Annotated in this window: 16 protein-coding genes and 1 pseudogene; 6 read left to right on the top strand and 11 right to left on the bottom strand. The window is 72.2% G+C overall.

What is annotated here, in order from left to right:
* Positions 1-141 precede the first annotated feature (141 nt).
* The gene (locus tag Vau01_RS34075; RefSeq protein WP_204001257.1) at positions 142-855 is read left to right on the top strand and encodes a hypothetical protein; all 714 of its coding nucleotides are present in this window, start codon (positions 142-144) and stop codon (positions 853-855) included.
* Here Vau01_RS34075 and Vau01_RS34070 read toward each other — a convergent pair.
* Genes Vau01_RS34070 through Vau01_RS34040 form a run of 7 tightly spaced genes read right to left on the bottom strand, consistent with a single transcriptional unit; the run spans position 837 to position 7,114 of the window.
* Complete coding sequence (locus tag Vau01_RS34070; protein ID WP_239152067.1) at positions 837-1,442, bottom strand: hypothetical protein; 606 nt, start codon at positions 1,440-1,442, stop codon at positions 837-839. The genes Vau01_RS34075 and Vau01_RS34070 overlap by 19 nt on opposite strands.
* Positions 1,443-1,452: 10 nt before the next feature.
* Positions 1,453-2,319, bottom strand: a complete 867-nt coding sequence (locus Vau01_RS34065; protein ID WP_204001255.1) for an aldo/keto reductase — start codon at positions 2,317-2,319, stop codon at positions 1,453-1,455.
* 44 nt (positions 2,320-2,363) lie between these two features.
* On the bottom strand, positions 2,364-3,404 hold the full coding sequence (locus Vau01_RS34060; RefSeq protein ID WP_204001252.1) for a hypothetical protein: 1,041 nt from the start codon (positions 3,402-3,404) through the stop codon (positions 2,364-2,366).
* 43 nt (positions 3,405-3,447) lie between these two features.
* A complete protein-coding gene (locus Vau01_RS34055; RefSeq protein ID WP_204001249.1) occupies positions 3,448-4,323 on the bottom strand; it encodes an MBL fold metallo-hydrolase in 876 nt (291 codons plus the stop codon).
* Complete coding sequence (locus tag Vau01_RS34050; protein WP_204001246.1) at positions 4,316-5,086, bottom strand: FadR/GntR family transcriptional regulator; 771 nt, start codon at positions 5,084-5,086, stop codon at positions 4,316-4,318. The genes Vau01_RS34055 and Vau01_RS34050 overlap by 8 nt, the downstream gene beginning before the upstream one ends.
* 17 nt (positions 5,087-5,103) lie before the next feature.
* The gene (locus Vau01_RS34045) at positions 5,104-6,690 is read right to left on the bottom strand and encodes a class I adenylate-forming enzyme family protein (RefSeq protein WP_204001243.1); all 1,587 of its coding nucleotides are present in this window, start codon (positions 6,688-6,690) and stop codon (positions 5,104-5,106) included.
* A complete protein-coding gene (locus Vau01_RS34040) occupies positions 6,683-7,114 on the bottom strand; it encodes an acyl-CoA thioesterase (protein WP_204001240.1) in 432 nt (143 codons plus the stop codon). Before Vau01_RS34040 ends, Vau01_RS34045 begins: the two co-directional genes overlap by 8 nt.
* 233 nt (positions 7,115-7,347) lie before the next feature.
* Here Vau01_RS34040 and Vau01_RS34035 point away from each other — a divergent pair, with 233 nt between their 5' ends.
* The 3 genes and pseudogenes from Vau01_RS34035 to Vau01_RS63700 all read left to right on the top strand — a co-directional run.
* On the top strand, positions 7,348-8,460 hold the full coding sequence (locus Vau01_RS34035) for a serine hydrolase domain-containing protein (RefSeq protein WP_204001237.1): 1,113 nt from the start codon (positions 7,348-7,350) through the stop codon (positions 8,458-8,460).
* A 92-nt stretch (positions 8,461-8,552) separates the two neighbouring features.
* Positions 8,553-9,335 carry a MerR family transcriptional regulator gene (locus tag Vau01_RS34030; protein WP_204001234.1) on the top strand — a complete coding sequence of 261 codons (783 nt, stop codon included), beginning with the start codon at positions 8,553-8,555 and terminating at the stop codon, positions 9,333-9,335.
* 146 nt (positions 9,336-9,481) lie between these two features.
* Positions 9,482-9,788 (top strand): annotated as a pseudogene (locus Vau01_RS63700) (transposase family protein); the annotation flags it as partial.
* A gap of 275 nt (positions 9,789-10,063) precedes the next feature.
* Here the strand turns inward: Vau01_RS63700 and Vau01_RS34020 are convergent.
* Both Vau01_RS34020 and Vau01_RS34015 read right to left on the bottom strand, forming a co-directional pair.
* On the bottom strand, positions 10,064-11,755 hold the full coding sequence (locus Vau01_RS34020) for an FAD-dependent oxidoreductase (RefSeq protein WP_204001229.1): 1,692 nt from the start codon (positions 11,753-11,755) through the stop codon (positions 10,064-10,066).
* Positions 11,756-11,758: 3 nt separating this feature from the next.
* Positions 11,759-13,288, bottom strand: a complete 1,530-nt coding sequence (locus Vau01_RS34015) for an FAD-binding oxidoreductase (protein ID WP_204001226.1) — start codon at positions 13,286-13,288, stop codon at positions 11,759-11,761.
* 48 nt (positions 13,289-13,336) lie between these two features.
* On the opposite strand from Vau01_RS34015, the gene Vau01_RS34010 reads away from it, so the two are divergent.
* Complete coding sequence (locus Vau01_RS34010) at positions 13,337-13,900, top strand: TetR/AcrR family transcriptional regulator (protein WP_204001223.1); 564 nt, start codon at positions 13,337-13,339, stop codon at positions 13,898-13,900.
* On the top strand, positions 13,897-15,429 hold the full coding sequence (locus tag Vau01_RS34005) for a glycerol-3-phosphate dehydrogenase/oxidase (RefSeq protein ID WP_204001220.1): 1,533 nt from the start codon (positions 13,897-13,899) through the stop codon (positions 15,427-15,429). Before Vau01_RS34010 ends, Vau01_RS34005 begins: the two co-directional genes overlap by 4 nt.
* A 52-nt stretch (positions 15,430-15,481) precedes the next feature.
* Here the strand turns inward: Vau01_RS34005 and Vau01_RS34000 are convergent, their stop codons facing one another.
* Together Vau01_RS34000 and Vau01_RS33995 are read right to left on the bottom strand one after the other, a co-directional pair.
* Positions 15,482-16,144: an HAD family hydrolase gene (locus Vau01_RS34000; protein WP_239152066.1), complete on the bottom strand. Its 663-nt coding sequence runs from the start codon at positions 16,142-16,144 to the stop codon at positions 15,482-15,484.
* Positions 16,145-16,154: 10 nt separating this feature from the next.
* Positions 16,155-17,558 (bottom strand): UbiD family decarboxylase, encoded by a 1,404-nt coding sequence (locus Vau01_RS33995; protein ID WP_204001217.1) that lies wholly within the window; start codon positions 17,556-17,558, stop codon positions 16,155-16,157.
* Between the last annotated feature and the right edge of the window lie 2 nt (positions 17,559-17,560).

The following is a 17,560-nucleotide window of genomic DNA, read 5'->3' as shown; positions in this document are numbered from 1 at the left end:
CTCTTCGGAACCGCGACGCGGGTCCTGAGCGGATTCTCCGGCCGGCACGACGCCCGATGTGACCCGAGTGATCCGGCGGAAAGCCACGTGAAAGTCGGACGTGTTCGACTGTGTCGTCGATGGCGGACGAAGAAGGGGTTGATGGTGCGCAGAGCTGCGCTTGTGATCGCGGTCCTGGCGCTCGGGCTGGTCGGACCGGCGGTGCCCGCACAGGCGGCCCAGCCGACGTTCGACGAGTTTTCGCGGCTGTCCGTCCGCAGCGCCGGGCAGTACTGGTCCGGCAACCAGGTGGGGGGCCAGTGGGCGTGGAGTCCGCAGTCGGCGACCGAGTCGGGGATCAGCTGGGGCGACCCGGCCACCTGGCCACCGACCTCCATGGAGATGTTCCGCCACGAGGGTGACTGGCTGCTGCTCGACGGTTGGAAGGACAACGGCACCTACTACACGGTGCGGGTGACCCAGGAGCAGATCGGCGACGGCACCTGCGCCGACCTGCGGCCGGTGCCGGCCGCCGGCGGTCGGCAGCACTACGTGCAGTGGACCGTTCCGGCGCAGGCGTACTGCCTCAAGGCCTGGGGCACGATCACCGAGCAGTCGTCGGGCAAGGTGGTGGACTTCGGTCACACGCAGATCTGGTCGCCGCCGGCGGCCTGCGGCAACGCGTATTTCACCGGGCAGACCTGCGTCAAGCAGTGGGAGTCATGGTGGGACAACCGGGGCACCCCCGGCACGCCGATCACGCGCAAGCTCGAACGGGACCAGTACATCGCCCGCGGTCTCGGCATGGCCTTCCGGATCCAGCAGTACTACCCGAGTTCCTGGCGCGCCGACCTGCGCTACTCCTGGACCTGGTGAGCCGGCGCGGCCGCCCGGAGCGGACCGGGTGCCGGGCGGCCGTCCAGCCCGCTCGGATCGACGCTCCACAGCCCGGCGAGCCGCATGACGTCGGACTCGCCGACCAGGACGTCCTCGTCGTGCTCCGGCCGCGTGCCCAGGCCGAGCCCGGCCTCCGCCGGATCGGGGTCGCCGGTCCACCGCAGCACCTCCGCCGACGCGCCGACGTAGGCGAAGCTACGGACGAGCGTGCCGTGCGCGGCCCGCTCCCACTCGTGCTGTTCCAGGCCGCGGTGCGAGGCGTAGCGGTGGACCTCGGTGTCCAGCTCGGCCGACAGCTCGGCGACCGACAGCCAGTCGTCGGCCTTCCACAACCAGCGACCGGTGAGGAGGAGCCAGCGGCTGCCGCCGGCACCCTCCAGCGCCGGGGTGAGCACCACCCGGTCGTCGGTCAGGTAGGCGAGGTCGATCCCGGCGCGCCACGCCACCGGGCCGAGGTCGCGCAGCCCCAGCGCCGCGCGGACGTCCGCCGGCACGCCGTTCCGCACGGCCAGCCACGCCTGCTTCGGGCCGAACCCGACCATCGACTCCCCGTTCACGCTGTTCACGGGGGAAACGCTAGCGCGGGGCGGCGTCGAGCCGGGCCACCTCGTCGTCGGTCAGGGTGAGGTCGGCCGCGGCGGCCGAGTCGCGGATGGTCTCGGGACGGCTCGCGCCCGGAATCGGGACGACCGTCGGCCCCTTCGCCAGCAGCCACGCCAGGCACACCCGTTGCGGGCTCACCCCGTGCGCCTCGGCGACGCGGGCGAACTCGGCGAACCGGCCGCCGAGGTCGCCGGCCCGTCCGATGCCGCCCAGCGGCGAGTAGGGCAGGAACGCGACGCCGAGTTCGGTGCACAGCGCCAGTTCCGGCTCGGAGCTCCGGAACGCCGGCGAGAGCTGGTTCTGCACCGAGGCCAGCCGTCCGCCGAGGATCTCCCACGCCTGCCGGATCTGCTCCGGGTTCGCGTTGGAGATCCCGGCGAGGCGGATCTTCCCGGCGTCGAGGAGGTCGCGGACGGCGCCGACGGAGTCGGCGTAGGGCACGGTCGGATCGGGACGGTGGTGCTGGTAGAGCCCGATCGCGTCGACACCGAGGTGCTTGAGGGACGCGTCACAGGCCGCCTTGATGTACTCCGGCCGGCCGTCGATCGTCCACGAGCCGTCCCCCGGACGGAGATGGCCGCCCTTCGTGGCGATCAGGACGTCGGACGTGTCCCCGCCGTAGCTCGCCACGGCCCGCGCGATCAGCGTCTCGTTGTGGCCGACCTCGCCGGCCCTGAGGTGGTACGCGTCGGCGGTGTCGATCAGCGTCACGCCCGCGTCGAGGGCGGCGTGGATGGTCCGGACGGAGCGCTGCTCGTCGGGCCGGCCCTCGATCGACATCGGCATCCCGCCGAGCCCGATGACGCCAACCGCCACACCGCCGACAGATCGTGTTCTCATGGGTAACCACCCTGACAAACCTCCGCGCCGTCCGCCACCGGTGGTCACCGGACCGGGGCGTCGGGTGCCGGACCCGTACCCGGCAGGACCCGGGGGAACGGGCTGCCGGGCGGGACCCGCCGGAACGCCGTGCCGGGATCCGGGACGATCCGCAGCGGGTACCCCTGGTAGCAGACGTAGGGCTTGGACGGCAGCGCCGGCCGCAGCACCTCCCGCATCGCGGCCAACCGGTCGTCGTCGAAGGCGGTGATCGGGCCGGGCGCGCGGAGCACCACCGCCGGGCCGGCCGGCTCCACGATCTCCACGAGAAAACCGTACGGCGCCGCACGGTTCCGGAGCGCGTCCTCGCCGCCGAGACGTTCGAGGTGACCGGCGGTGAGCAGATTGGCCCAGTAGTAGCCGCGGACCCGCTCCCGGGTGATCGGGGTGCTCTCGAACGTGTTGATCCCGTACCAGCACTCGTACGGCGACTGGCCGACGACGCCGCCACCGCCGCGGTCGTAGGTGATCGCGGCCGTGCGCAGGTCGAGCGGGCCGGCCCAGGAGACGACCAGGTTCAGCAGTTCGGCGGCCACCGCGTCAGTCGCGTCCGCGGGCCACAGGTCCATGCTCGACAGCGAGAACCGCAGCGCGGCGTCGGGCTCCTTCTCCGGCCACGGGTGCGACTGGACCTGGAAGTACCAGCGGTGCTGATCCTCGTCGCCCGCGGTGAACATCATTGACGCCAGGTCGACCTCGTTGTCCCGCAGCGCCGCCGCGAAATCGTCGCGGGACTCGCCCGGCCGGCCACCGCCGCGCCCGTCCCGGTTGACCCAGCTGACGTTCCGCAGCCGCATCCGCAGCGGCGTGGTCCGGAACAGCACCTCCGTCATGTCCGCCACGATCCGGTCGAGCCGGTCGGCGAGGTCGGGCTGGGACAGGTTCGAGTCGAGGTGGGCCTGCACGGTCGGCGGTGGCGCCGGCGCCCGGCCCGGCTCGCGCACGAAGTAGTCGACCGCGTCGAACTCGTGCTGGGGCAGCTCCTCCCGCAGGTCGTACAGCGGATCCATGGCCCGTTCCAGCGCCCGCCGGGATTCCTCGTCCACGCCGGCATCATGCCCGGTGCCGGGCGTTCGCGGTGCCCCGCGTTCAGGGCGTCAGGCGGGCCGTGTCGTCCGCGGCAAGTTCCACCGTTCCGTCGGCGGCGAGCTTGCGCAGCGCGGCGCGGGTCGACTGCTCCGCGAACGGCCACAGCGCGCGGTCGACCGTGGCGTAGATGACGGCGACGAGCTGCGCCGGCGTGGCCGGTCCCGCCGACAGGGCCGCCAGAATCTGGCCCTCGCGGTACCGGCGGTGGGCGAGATAGAAGTCGACGACCGCCGTCGGGTCCTCGCGCATCTCCGGCCCGTGCCCGGGATACAGCACCGACGGCCCGAGGTCGTGCACCCGGCGCAGCGAGTCGAGGTACGCCAGCAGGTCGCCCTCCGGGAACGTCACCACCGACGTGCCCCGGCCGAGAATGTGGTCACCCACCAGCACGGCGCCGGTCTCCAGCCGGAACGCCAGGTGGTCGGCGCAGTGGCCCGGAGTGGCGACCACGCCGACGCGCAGCCCGCCGACGGTCACCGTCTCGCCGTCGCGGAGCACCCGGCCGTCGGGACCGGCCACAGTGGACGATCCGGCGGCGACGGTGGCGCCGAGTTCGGCGGCCCACGGCAGCGCCGCCTCGGCGTGGTCGATGTGGTGGTGGGTCACCAGGATCAGGTCGCACGACGCGTCGAGCGCCGCCATCGCCGCGCGCACCCGGGCCAGATGACCGGGATCGGGCGGACCCGGGTCGACCAGCGCGACCGCGCCGGACCCCGGCCGGCCGAGCAGGTAGGTGTTGGTGCCGTCGAGCGCCATCCGGCTCGGGTTCGGTGCCAGCACGCGGGTCACGAGGTCGTCGAGCCGTGCCTCGCGCGGCATCGCGCCGATGTCCGGCACGGCCGGCCACGACAGGCGGGGGTCGACCGGCTCAGACACCGACGTCTCCGATCTGTCGCGGCGACGACGCGGCCACCGGTCTGTTCTCGCCGACCGCGTACAGCAACGTGGACTCCAGGTGCACGCGCGCCTGCTGCTGCACCCGGTCGACGGCACCGTCCGCGATGGACCGCAGGATGCGCTCGTGTGCGCGCACGCCGGTCATCCGCCGGCGGCGGTCGGGGAACTCGCCGGTGAGGCTGGCGTCGCGGGCCCACGCCTCCTCCCGCGACGACCACAGCGACTCCAGCGCGCCGACCACGACGATCAGCGTCTCGTTGCCGCACACCGCAACGAGTTGCTCGTGGAACCGGCGGGCGGCGACGGTGAAACCGACCTCGTCGTCGACCGCGGCGACAACCTCGTCGTGGATGGCCCGCAGCACCGGCAGCACCGTCTCGTGCCGGTCCTCCCGGGCCGCGCACAGGCCGGCGCACACCGGCTCGATGCTCTTGAGGGCGTCGCGCAGGTCGGTCATCGGCACCCCGCGCGACTGCAGCACGAGCCCGACCGACCAGGCCGCGTTGCCCACCCGCGGGGCGTGCACGACCGAACCGCCGAGGTTGCCGCGGCGCACGGTGATGAGACCCTCGGACTCCAGGATGCGCAGCGCCTCGCGCAGCGACGGCTTGCTGACGTTGAACTCGGCGAGCAGGTCCTCCTGCCGGGGCAGGCCGTCGCCGTCCTTCAGGCGTCCGCTGATGATGCGGTCGCGCAACGCGTCGGCGACCATCTCCGCGAGGCGGGGCTGGTGTATCTGCACGGACGCTCCTCGGGTCGTCAGGACAGCCGGCGCTTCAGGTCCTCCCGCAGCGCGGCCTTGGCGAGCTTTCCGCCGTCGGACGTGGGCAGTTCGTCGACGACGACCAGGTGCTCCGGGAACCACTCCCGGCTGACGCCGCGCCCGCGCAGGTGCGCGACGACGTCGTCGAGCGTCAGCGCGACGCCGGCCTTCGGCACCACGTACACGCACACCCGTTCGCCGAACACCTCGTCGGGCATCGCCACCGCGGCGCACCGCACGATTCCCGGGTGGCTGACGACCTCCTCCTCCACCGCGGCCGCGCTGATGTTCTTGCCGCCCCGGATGATGAAGTCGCTCGTGCGCCCGACGACCTTCAGGTAGTCGTCCTCGTCGACGGTGACGAGGTCACCCATCAGCATCCAACCGTCCACTGTGTACAGTTGCGCGTTCGCGTCGGGATCGTCGTGGTAGCCGAGCGAGCTCACCACCCCGATCGACGCCGGGCGGCCGGGGCCGTCGTGCCGGCCGAGCTCCCGACCGTCCACATCGAACAGTCGCACCTCGGCCTCCGGGATGAGCCGCCCGCCGGTGGTGAGCCGCTTGTCGCGCGGGTCGCGCACCGTCGTGTAGCTCTGCACGCCGGTCTCGTTGGAGCCGTACATGTTGAGGATGAGGCTGCCGGTGCGCCGCTCGAACTCCTCCGCCTTGTGCACCGGAACCGCCTCGCCACCGGTGTACATGACGCGCAGCGCGCTCAGGTCGTACCGGTCGAACCCGGGGTCGCCGAGCATCATCACGAACTGCGTCGACACCGCCATGAACACGGTGACCCGCTCCTGTTCGAGCATCCGCAGCGTTTCGGTGACGCTGAACCGGGGCAGCACCACGCTCGGAGCGCCGAGCAGCGTCGGCGTGAAGTGCGCGGTCCACAGGCCGAACCCGAACGGCGCCGGCACCACGCTCATGCAGACGTCGTCGGTGGTGAGCTCGCCGGCGTCGACGGCGAAGTCGTGGTACTTGATCCAGCGCCGCTCGTCGTGCGCGACACACTTGGGCAGGCCGGTGGTGCCGCTCGTCGAGTTCAGCAGCGCCAGCGTGTCCGTGGGCGCGTGGTGGCCGTCGACCCGTCGCTCGGCCTTGGCGAGAACGTCGTCGGGCGCGGCCTCGTAGACGGGACCGTCGGGAACCGGCACGACGTCGTAGGCGGGTACGTACCGGGTCAACTGTGGCAGGTCGGTTCCGAGTTCCCCGAACAGCCCACGGGTGTCGACGTCACCCATGCGGGGCGCGGTGAGGAGAACCTTCGCGCCGCTCTTGCCGAGCAGGTGTGTGAGCTCACGGCGTCCGCTGCGGGCACCGATGCCGGTGAACACGAGACCCGCGCGCAGGCACGCCGACAACGCGACGTGCACGGCGACGCCGTCCGGCAGCCACACGCCGACCCGGTCGCCCGGGGCCAGCCCGAGGTCGAGCAGATGCGCGGCGAGCAGGGTGACGTAGCCGTCGTAGGCCGTCCAGCTCAGCCGTCCGGCCGGCTCGACCATCGCCCACTCGCGGGGCCGGGTGGCGGCCCAGTGCCGGATCGCGTCGTCGAGCGTGTCCCAGCGCGGCACCTCACTCATCGACGCCCCCCGCCGCGCTGTGCAGCACCGACCGCAGCGCGGCCGGAATCGCCGTCGGCTTGCCGTCCGGCCCGACGCACACCATCGTGAGCGACGACCGTGCCACCACCACCCGGTCGCCCACCCGCGTCATCGTGAACCCGTAGCGGTACGACCTGTTCCCGATGTGGTCGACCCGCATCTCGACGTCGATCTCGTCGTACACGGTGGCGGTGGCGACGTACTCACAGGTGGTGCTCCGCGTGACCGGCGAGGCGCCGTGCTCGTCCATCATCCGGTCGATCCGGAAACCCCGCTCGTACGCCCACTCGACGTTGACCCGCTCCATCCACGGAAACCACGCGGCGTAGTAGAGGATGCCGGCCGCATCGGTGTCGGCATAGGTGAGCCTGACCCGCCGCGAAGCGACGACCGGTGCGCTCATCGAACCAGCTCCCTTATGTTCTAAAAGTTTATAACATAAGGCCGGGCAGCCACGGCACCACAACAACGTGGGCGATTTGCGTGTCCGCGTAACGGCGGGTGACGCTCGGTAGCCCGTTTTCCCACAATCAAGTGACGCACGTCATGCTTGGCCTTGACCCGAGGTCAGGGTGGAAGGTTCTCGTATCGGCAGGACGCCGAAGGGAATCGAGCGCTTCGAAGGAGCGAACCACCGTGACCACTATTGTTCCCAACCAGACCGCCAACCTCCAGCGGACGATCGAGGCGATCGTCGGCCCCGGAATCATCGGGATCACGGCCCGCGTCAACGACGAGCGGGGCGAGTGGGTCGGCAGCGCCGGCGCGGCCGAGCTGGGCGGGTACGCGAAGCCGCCCGCCGACGGGCACATCCGGATCGGCAGCAACACCAAGACCTTCACCGCGACCCTGGTTCTGCAGCTCGTGGCTGAGGGCAGGATCGGGTTGGACGACTCGGTCACCGATCACCTGCCCGAGTTCGGGATCGACGAGCGGATCACGGTGCGGATGCTGCTCCAGCACACCAGCGGCCTGTTCAACTTCACCGGTGAGGTCTACGCGGACGGATCGATCGTGCTCGGCATCGCCATGCCCTATGGCCCCAACGGTAAGGAATGGCTGGACAGCCGATTCAAGACGTACCGGCCGCAGGAGCTGGTCGAACTCGCGCTGTCCAAGCCTGCGCGGTTCGAGCCCGGTACGGGCTGGAGCTACTCCAACACCAACTACGTCCTGGCCCGGCTGCTGATTGAGAAGATTACCGGCCGTACCGTCACCGCGGAGATGCAGCGGCTGATCCTGACCCCGCTCGGCATGTCACACACTGTGGTGCCAGATGGCGCGGAGATCGCTGCGCCGCACGCCCACGCCTACTACCGGTACGAAGAGGACGGCGAGCAGCGCACGGTCGACATCACCCGCCAGAACCCTTCCTGGGTCTCCGCCGGCGGCGACATGATCTCGACGACCGAGGACCTCCACACGTTTGTCGCCGCGCTCACCGGCGGCAAGCTCCTCCCGGACGAACTGCGCGAGGAGATGTTCACCCCGCGCTCGACGGGCATCCCGGGCATGGACTACGGGCTGGGGGTATTCGTGCTGAGCACCGACGACGGCGCCACCGTCATCTCCCACAACGGCGCCTCGGCGGGCCACGCGGCGCTCATGTATGCCACCCCCGACGGGGCCAAGACCCTGACCGCCGCCCTGAACTGCGTGGACGACGCGAACCTCACCGTCGCCGCGGCGTTCCGGGATGCCCAGCAGCGCCTCCTCAACGAGGTGTTCGGCGGCGGGCAGGCCGCGTAAACCCTGAGAACCAGGCCCGCGCCGAGCCCGGCGCGGCCGTTCCCGCACCCGGTGCGCGATCGGCGCGTCCGAACCCAAGGCAGGATGAGCAGGTGCGCAACGGAGTCACGATCAGCCAGGCGGCCGCGTTCGTCGGCATCACGATCAAGACGGTGCGGCACTACCACAAGCTCGGCCTGCTCGCCGAGCCCGACCGCGACTCGTCGGGTTACCGGCGGTACGGATCGAACGATCTGCTCAGGCTGGTGCAGGTCCGGACCCTGGCCGCCGCCGGCGTGCCCCTGGCCGAGATCGGGCCCCTGCTCGAAGCCGACCCCGCGCTGTTCACCGCCGCCATCGTCCAGGTCGAGCAGCAGCTCGATGAACGCATCGCGGAGCTCACCGCGCGGCGCGCCATGCTGCACCGGCTCGCCGACGGCGACCGCGCGCTCCTGCCCGACCGCGCCGTGGACATGCTGAAGCGCATGCTCGACGTCGGGTACTCCGAGGACGAGGTCGCGGCCACCAGGGACGGCTGGGTCCTCGCGCGGGCGCTCGTCCCCGAAGGCTTCGACGACTACCTCACCCAGTTCGAACACGCCCTCAAAGACCCCAAGCTCACCGCGTTGACCAGGCGCATCACCGAAGCCGCGGCCTGGGAGGTGGACGATCCTCGCATCGACCGGCTCGCCGCCGACGCGGCCGAGCACTACCTGGCCGACCCCGCACTGCTGAAGACCGTCGCGGGCATGCAGGCCCGCACCGACACCGCGGCCCGCTACACGATGATCGCCCGCCACGGGGACCAGCCGACCCCGACCATGGCACGACTGTCCACACTCTTCGAATCCAAACTCCGCGCCGCCGGCGTCCGAATTCCGAGGTCCGACCCCTAGTGAGCCTTCCGCGTAACGGGCTAGGGACGGTGGGTAGGCGCCGGTCGCGATGGTTGCGACACGCGGAACCTGTGGTGGTGCACCGGAAAGACGCAGAGCCCCGGTATGAGGGTGGTCCTCTCACAGTCCAACTTCATAGGGGTCCGGTCCGCCCAGGCCGCGAACACGACACCACCGCCCTGCGGGAACACGCCGAGATGCTACCCCTGCTGTCCATCTGGACCAACGACCAACTCCGGGTCCTGGGCGATCTGGGCTATGAAGGCGAAGCCGGCACCATCACCATCGCGTTCAAGAAACAACGGAATCCGGGCCGTCGGCGACCGCGGCAACTCTCTGCTCAAGACCACCTTCAAGGCGCTGCGTAACGTCAGCCTGTGCCCCTGGCAGATCGGCAAGATCGCTGCAGCCGCGCTCGTCCTCCTGCACTTCCAACACGGCCGGACCACCTGATCACCCAACGCCACAACCCGCTACGCGGAAAGGCTCAGGGTCCCGAGTCGTTGATTCGGCCGCAGCTCGCCCATCTCCAAGATCTTCTTTTGAGGAAGAAAACTCAAGTGAGACTGCATGTTTGTTCCTCAAAAGGTGATCTTGGAGGGTGTCGCCGGCATTGATCGGCTCGGCCACGGAAGCGGAGGGTGACCTCGCCGGACCGGCATGGCGAAAGCGGGGCATGAGAGAGCGGGACCCATCCTCGACCGCCACCGAACCAACGACTCAGGACACTAGCGGCGCAGGGCGGCGGGTGCGTCCGGCGGCACCGCCGGGTGCGCCGGCGGCACCGGATCAACCGGCACATAAGCCGTACCGAGCGCCGGACGCGGATCCGCCTCCCCCCGGTTGGGCCACATCGACAGGGCCCGCTCGGCCTGCGCCGCGATGGTCAGCGACGGGTTGACGCCGAGGTTCGCGGTGACCGCCGCCCCGTCGACGACGTGCAGGCCGGGGTGGCCGTAGACGCGATGGTACGGATCGATGACGCCGTCCTCGGACGTGGCACCGATCGCCGCGCCGCCCAGGATGTGCGCGGTCACCGGGGTGTCGAACGCCTCCGTGATCGAGCCGCCGGGGATGCCGCCGATCTCCTCGGCCAACGCCTCGCACGCCGACGCGCCGGCCGGGATCCAGGTCGGGTTCGGCGCCCCGTGTCCCGGTGTACTCCGCAGCGACCAGCCGCCGAAGCGGCCGAAGCGGCGACGGTAGCGGGTGGTCAGCGAGTTGTCGAAGGACTGCATCACCAACGCGATCACGGTCCGTGAGGACCACTGCCGCACCGACAGCATCGGCAGGTAGGTCAACGGTTTACGCGCGAGGATGCCGAGCCACCGCAGCGTGCGGCGCGGGCCGCCGGGCACGAGGGCGGTCTGCAGCAGGCCCATCGCGTTCGAGCCGCGGCCGTAGCGGACCGGTTCGATGTGCGTCCGCGGATCGGGGTGGAATGAACTGGTGATCGCCACGCCGTCCGAAAAATCGAGCTTGCGGCGACGGGCGGCCCGGCGCGGGACCGACGCGCCCAGGATGGCCTCGGAGTTCGTGCGGGTCAGTGCGCCGACGCGGGCGGAGAGCGCCGGCAGTGCGCCGGTGGCCCGCATCCGGTGCAGCAGTCGCTGCGTGCCGAGCGCGCCCGCGGCGAAGATCACCTGATCGGCGACCAGCACCGAGGAGCGCCGGCGCACCAGCGCGCCGGTGCGCACGGTCGTCACCTCGTAGCCGGATCCCGACGGACGTACGGACACGGCCGTGGTCAAGGGAAACACTGAGGCACCGGTCTGCTCGGCCAGCCACAGGTAGTTCTTGACGAGGGTGTTCTTGGCACCCAGCCGGCAGCCGGTCATGCACGCGCCGCAGTGCGTGCAGCCGGTGCGGTCCGGCCCCACGCCGCCGAAGTACGGGTCCGGCACCCGCTCGCCGGGGCGGCCCAGGAACACGCCGACCGGCGTGGGGTGGAACGTGTGCCCGACACCCATCCGGTCGGCCACCGCGCGCATCGCGCGGTCCGCGGCGGTCGTCCTCGGATACTCGGTGACGCCGAGCATGCGCTTCGCCTGGTCGTAGTGCGGTGCCAGTTCCGTCCGCCAGTCGGTGATGTGGCGCCACTGCGGGTCGTCGTAGAAGTCGGGCAGGGGTTCGTACAGGGTGTTGGCGTACACCAGGCTCCCGCCGCCGACGCCCGCACCCGACAGCACCAGCACCTTGCCCGCGGCGCCGCGCAGCAGCGTCAGGCGCTGGATGCCGTAGCAGCCGAGTGCGGGCGCCCACAGGAACCGCCGCATCCGCCACGAGGTCTCCGGAAGCTCGTCGTCGGCGAACCGGCGACCCGCCTCCAGCACCGCGACCCGGTACCCCTTCTCGACCAGTCGCAGCGCGGCGACGCTGCCGCCGAAGCCCGAGCCGATCACCACCACGTCGAACCGCATGGGTCATTGTCCCGTCTGTGGCAGCAACACGCCCGGATTCAGGATGCCGGCCGGGTCGACCGCGTCCTTGACCGCCCGCAGCATCGCGGCGCCCACCGGTCCGATCTCCCGCAGGTACCAGGGGCCGTGGTCGGTGCCGACGCCGTGGTGGTGGGTGATGGTGGCGCCGGACGCGAGGATCGCGTCGGCCGCGGCCGCCTTCGCCGCGCGCCACTGGGCGACCGGGTCGTCGGTCTGCGCCGTGACGACGGTGAAGTACAGCGAGGCGCCCGCGGCGTACACGTGCGAGATGTGGCACAGCACCAACGGCGGGGTGCCGAGGCCGGTGAGGGTGCCGATCAGCGCGTCCCGCACGGCCGCGTACGTCTGCGGCAGCCGGTGCCAGAACGTCGCCGTCTCCAGGGTCTCGGCGAGCGCGCCGGCGTCGAGGAGGGCGTCGCGCAGGTACGGCGCCCGGTACCGGCCGTCGAGCCACGCCTTACCGGGCTCCTCCCCCAGCGGCGTGCCGCCGTACTCGCGCAGCCGCGCGTCCACACCCGCGTCAGGGGCGTCCTCCAGGCCGATGATCGCGAGACAACCGCTGCCACCGCCGACCGCGGTCTCGGTCTCGTCCGACAGCCGGAGGACCGTCGGCAGCGGGCCGTCCTGGGCCAGCGCCCGCAGCGCCCGCGACCCGGTCTCGAACGTCGGGAACGACCACCCGGTGTACGAGCGCGTCCGGGGCCGCGGCCGCACCCGCAGCGTCAGTTCGGTGATGACGCCGAAGGCGCCCTCCGACCCGAGCAGCAGCTGCCGCAGGTCCGGGCCGGCGGCCGAGCGCGGTGCGCGTCCGATCTCCAGGTCGCCGGTGGGCGTCGCGGCGCGCAGGCCGAGCACCATGTCGTCGAAGCGCCCGTACCCGGCCGACGCCTGGCCGCTGGAGCGGGTCGCGGCGAAGCCGCCGAGGGTCGCGTACCGGAACGACTGCGGGAAGTGCCCCAGCGTGAAGCCCTCCCCGGCCAGCAGTTCCTCGGCACGCGGTCCGCGCACGCCGGCCTGGAGGATGGCCGTCCGCGAGACCGGGTCGACGCCGACGAGCGCGTCGAGGCGGGCGAGGTCGAGCGCGACCACGCCGGTGAAGCCGTCCCGGACCGCCCGCAGGCCGCCGACCACCGACGTGCCCCCGCCGAACGGCACGACCGCGACCCGGTGGGTGGTGGCCACGCGCAGCACGGCGGCGACCGCGTCGGGCCCGGCCGGGCGCAGCACCGCGTCGGGGGCGTCGGCCGCGTCGCCGGCGCGCAGGCGCAACAGATCCTCGGTGGACTTCCCGGCCGCGTGCGCGAGCCGGGCGTCGGCTGAGGTGTCGGCGTCGGTCCCGGCCTCGCGAAAAGCATCGATGACGCGTGCGGGCAACCGAACGGGTGGCAGCATCTGTCGGTCGGCGGCGGGCCGGGTACCGCGCACGCCCAGCGCGCTCGTGAGAAGGTCACGCACCTCGTCGGGCAGGGCGACCGCGTCGGCGGGATCGCCCCACCGGGCCGGAGAACTCATGCGTTACACTGTGACACATGACGTCAGGATGTAACAGCGGGGCCAACCTTGGGCGCTGACGACGTCCTCCTCGACGCGGCCCGCGACTGCGTCCTCGCCGTGGGCCTGCGCCGCACCACGCTCACCGACGTCGCCCGCCGCGCCGGCGTCTCCCGCATGACGATGTACCGCCGCTGGCCCGACATGTCCTCGCTGATCGGCGACCTGATGACCCGGGAATGGAGCACGCTCGCCCGGGTCTCCGCCGACGAGGCCGACGGCGACACGGCCCGCGAGCGGCTGGTCGACGGCCTGGTGCGCGGCGTCCGCGCCCTGCGCACGCACCCGGTGTTCCGCCGCATCGTCGAGGTCGACCCGGAGATCCTCCTGCCGTACCTGGTCGACCGCCGGGGCACCACCCAGGACCACCTCCTCGACCAGCTCGTCGCGGCGATCGAGGCGGGCCGGGCCGACGGGTCGCTGCGCCCGGCCGATCCGGCGCTGCTGGCCCGCACCGCGCTGCTCACCACCCACGGCTTCGTCCTGTCCGCCGCCACGATGACCGACACCGTCTCCCTCACCGACCTCGACGACGAGTTGCGGCTGCTGCTCGACCGGTACTTCGCGCCATGAGCGGCTCGTCGCTCTCGGCGGCCCGGCGGCAGCGGGACCTGGCCGACCTCGCCGCCGGCAGCACCGTCGACCTGCTCGTCGTCGGCCTCGGCGTCACCGGTGCCGGCGTCGCCCTCGACGCCGCCGCACGCGGCCTGACCGTCGCCGCCGTCGACGCCCACGACCTCGCCTTCGGCACCTCCCGGTGGAGCTCCAAGCTGGTGCACGGCGGCCTGCGCTACCTCGCCGCCGGCCACCTCGGGCTGGCGTACCGGAGCGCCGCCGAGCGCGACGTCCTGCTGCGGCGGACCGCGCCCCACCTCGTCACCGCGTTGCCGTTCGTGCTGCCGCTCACCCCGTCGGTCTCCCGGAAGCGGGCGGCGCAGACCCGGGCCGGGTTCGCCGCCGGTGACGCGCTGCGCGTCGCCGTCGGCACGCCCGCCGCGGCGCTGCCCCGCTCCCGCACCGTCGGCGCCGCCGAGGTGGTCCGGCTGGTCCCGGCCGTCCGCCGGGCCGGCCTGCGCGGCGGGATCGTGCAATGGGACGGCCAACTCGTCGACGACGCGCGGCTGGTGGTCGGCCTGGCCCGCACCGCGGCCGCGCACGGTGCCCGCATCGTGACCCGGTGCCGCGTCGAGGACCTGCACTCCCGCGGCGCGTCGGTGCGGGACACCCTCACCGGGGAGCGGCACGAGCTCCGCGCGCGGGCGGTCGTCAACGCCACCGGGGTGTGGGCCGGCGGTCTCGATCCGGCCGCCCGGCTGCGCCCCTCGCGCGGCACCCACCTCGTGCTCCGCGCGGAGCGGCTCCGGCATCCGGGCGCCGCGCTGATCGTGCCGGTACCCGGCGAGCGGAACCGGTTCGTCTTCGCCCTCCCCCAGGCCGACGGCCTGATCTACGCCGGCCTGACCGACGAGCCCGTCGACGGTCCGGTCGAGGACGTGCCCACGCCGAGCCCGGCCGAGATCGGCTTCCTGCTCGACGTCCTCAACACCGGCCTCGACCCCGCCATCACCGCCGCCGACGTGGTCGGCGCGTTCGCCGGCCTCCGCCCGCTGCTCGCCGGAACGGCCCGCACCACCGCCGAGCTGTCCCGCCGGCACGAGGTGTCCACCTCACCCGGCGGCGTCACCACGGTCATCGGCGGCAAACTGACCACCTACCGCAGCACCGCGCGCGCCGCCGTCGACGCCGCGGTGGCGACCGCCGGCCTGACGGCCGGCCCGTGCCGCACCCACCGGCTGCCGCTCGTCGGCGCGGGTTCACCGGCACAACTCGCCCGGGTGGCGGCACCCGCCCGCCTCGTCGCCCGGTACGGCGTCGAGGCGCCGGCCGTCGTCGCCGGCGCCGCGGGCGACCCGGCACTGCTCACGCCGATCGCCGACGGCGTGCCGGTCACCGCGGCGGAGCTGCTGTGGGCGGTTCGCCACGAGGGCGCGCTGGACGAGTCCGACCTCCTCGACCGCCGCACCCGGGTAGGCCTCGTCCCCACCGATCGCCTGTTGGCCGTCCCCGCCGCCCGCGCCGCGTTGTCGGCCACCACCACCTGACCCCCGCACCCCTTTTCGCGGATCTTGGACTCCTTGAGGTGTTACAGCACCGTCAGGAGTCCAAGATCGCGGATACAGCGGTTGCCACCTCGGGGAAGGTGGGGATCGAGGTGGTGACGTACCTCGGGTCGAACTCGTCGAGGCGGCGGACGCCGCTCTGCAGGCACGCGATGAAGCGGATGCCCGCGCCCCCCGCCGCCAGCGCGTCGCCGGGTGAGTCGCCGACGTACACGCACTCGGCCGGTGTGAAACCGGTGTCGGCGAGCAGTTCGTCGAAGACGCGCGGGTCGGGCTTGCGGAACCGGGTGTTGCCCTGGTGGTAGGCGGCGCTCACGCGTCCGGCGAGCACGTGCTCCGGCGCGAGCATGTGCTCGACCTCCGTCTCGGTGCGCGACGTCAGCAGCATCACGGTGCGGCCGGCCGAGACGAGCGTGTCCAGGGCTTCGAGGTTCTCCGCCGGGATCACGTCCAGTTTGCCGGCGGCCAGGTACTCGCGGTGTACCACCGGGAACAGGTCGGCGAACCGGCGCAGGTCCAGGCCCGGTGACCGGTGCGGCATGGCGTCGAGCAGCACCTCGCCCCAGGTGGACAGGTGCACCGTCCGCGGCATCGGCGGCCGGCCCATCCGGGCGAGGACCTCGTTCTCCAGGTCGAACGAGGCCCCCTCGGTGAGGCACAGGGTGTCGTCGACGTCCACGATCACGGCCCGGATCACAAGCGGCAGCCTAAAGGGAGGTGACGTCCTCGACCGCCGCCGGGTCGACCGCGGCGACGGCGTCCAGCGGCACGCGGGCGCGCTGCGGGAACACGACGGGCGGCGCGGGCTTGGTCGCGTCCACGATCACGGCGGACGACCGGCGCGGGGTCCGGCCGCCGTCGGCGTCGTAGCTCCAGTTGGTCGGCAGCAGGCCGCCCGGCCCGTTCCACTTCGGGATGACCTGCAGGTCCTCGGCGGCGTCGAACCGGGTGCCGATCGCCCAGGCCACCTCGCGCTCGTCGTAGACGTCGATGTCGTCGTCGACGACGACCACGGCGCGCAGGTTCTCCGGTTCGGTGTTGAACGCCGCGAACGCGGCCCGCGTCGGGTCGCTGTCGAACTCCTTGCGGATCGAGAGGTAGCAGTGCATCCGGGCGTGCAGCGGGATGTTGACCGCACGAAGGCCGGGCACCTTCTGCCGCACCGCCTCGTGGATGCTGGCGATCCGGGGCAGGGCGCCCATCAGGCGGTGTTCCCGGCCGGACGCCTGGATGTCCTGGAAGATCGCGTCGCGACGCATCGTGATCGCCGAGACCTCGATGACCGGCTTCGACCCGCCGCCCACGTAGTGACCGGGCCACTCGGCGAACGGGCCCTCCTCGACCCGCTCGTCGGGGAGGATGTGACCCTCGATCACCACCTCGGCACGCGCCGGGACGAGCAGGTCGGAGGTCACCGCGCGCACGACGTCGACCGGTTCGTCGAGGAACGCGCCGGCGGCCTCGTACTCGCCGCCGATGCCGGGAACCCGCGACACCGCGCCCATCAGGAACGCCGGGTGGTGACCGACGGCGATCGCGACCGGCGTCGGCTCGCCCCGCGCGGCGTACCGCCGGTGGATCGTCCCGCCGTCGTGCGAACCGAAGAACCACACGCCCATCCGCCGGCCGTCGTAGACGTGGTGCCGGTAGATCCCGGCGTTGAGCCGGCCCGACTCCGGGTCGCGCATGATCGCGACCCCGGCGGTGAGGAACGGGCCACCGTCCAGTTCGTTGTGGACCGGGATCGGCAGGCGCCCCAGGTCGGCGTCGGCGCCGCGCCACACGATGTCCTGCACCGGGGCACCGGTGACCTCGACGGGCGCGTGACCCGCGCGGCCCTGCCCGGCGAGCGACGACCGGGTCAGCACCTCGACCGGAACGCCGAGCGCGAGCGCCATCCGGTCGTGGGTGGCGACGAGGTTGGTCAGGCAGGGCAGTGACGACCCGGCGACGTCGGCGAACAGCAGCGCCGGGTACTCGTTGCGCTTGTCGTACCACGCGCCGTACGCGGTGACGCCGAACCGGCGGTCGACGGTCGCGGTCACCCGCTTGAGGCTGCCCGGGTCGTGTTTGACGACGTCCGCGAGGAACGTCCGGAGATCCTTGGCCATAG

It is taken from the genome of Virgisporangium aurantiacum (assembly GCF_016863635.1).
GTDB lineage: Bacteria > Actinomycetota > Actinomycetes > Mycobacteriales > Micromonosporaceae > Virgisporangium > Virgisporangium aurantiacum.
This window is presented reverse-complemented; position numbering and strand designations above follow the sequence as displayed.

Bases quoted from the DNA above. Each gene is read 5' to 3' on its own strand.
- Vau01_RS34045 (WP_204001243.1), bottom strand. From the start codon at position 6,690: ATGAGTGAGGTGCCGCGCTGGGACACGCTCGACGACGCGATCCGGCAC.
- Vau01_RS34015 (WP_204001226.1), bottom strand. From the start codon at position 13,288: ATGAGTTCTCCGGCCCGGTGGGGCGATCCCGCCGACGCGGTCGCCCTG.
- Vau01_RS34005 (WP_204001220.1), top strand. From the start codon at position 13,897: ATGAGCGGCTCGTCGCTCTCGGCGGCCCGGCGGCAGCGGGACCTGGCC.
- Vau01_RS33995 (WP_204001217.1), bottom strand. From the start codon at position 17,558: ATGGCCAAGGATCTCCGGACGTTCCTCGCGGACGTCGTCAAACACGAC.
- Vau01_RS34020 (WP_204001229.1), bottom strand. From the start codon at position 11,755: ATGCGGTTCGACGTGGTGGTGATCGGCTCGGGCTTCGGCGGCAGCGTC.
- Vau01_RS34065 (WP_204001255.1), bottom strand. From the start codon at position 2,319: ATGAGAACACGATCTGTCGGCGGTGTGGCGGTTGGCGTCATCGGGCTC.
- Vau01_RS34040 (WP_204001240.1), bottom strand. From the start codon at position 7,114: ATGAGCGCACCGGTCGTCGCTTCGCGGCGGGTCAGGCTCACCTATGCC.
- Vau01_RS34075 (WP_204001257.1), top strand. From the start codon at position 142: ATGGTGCGCAGAGCTGCGCTTGTGATCGCGGTCCTGGCGCTCGGGCTG.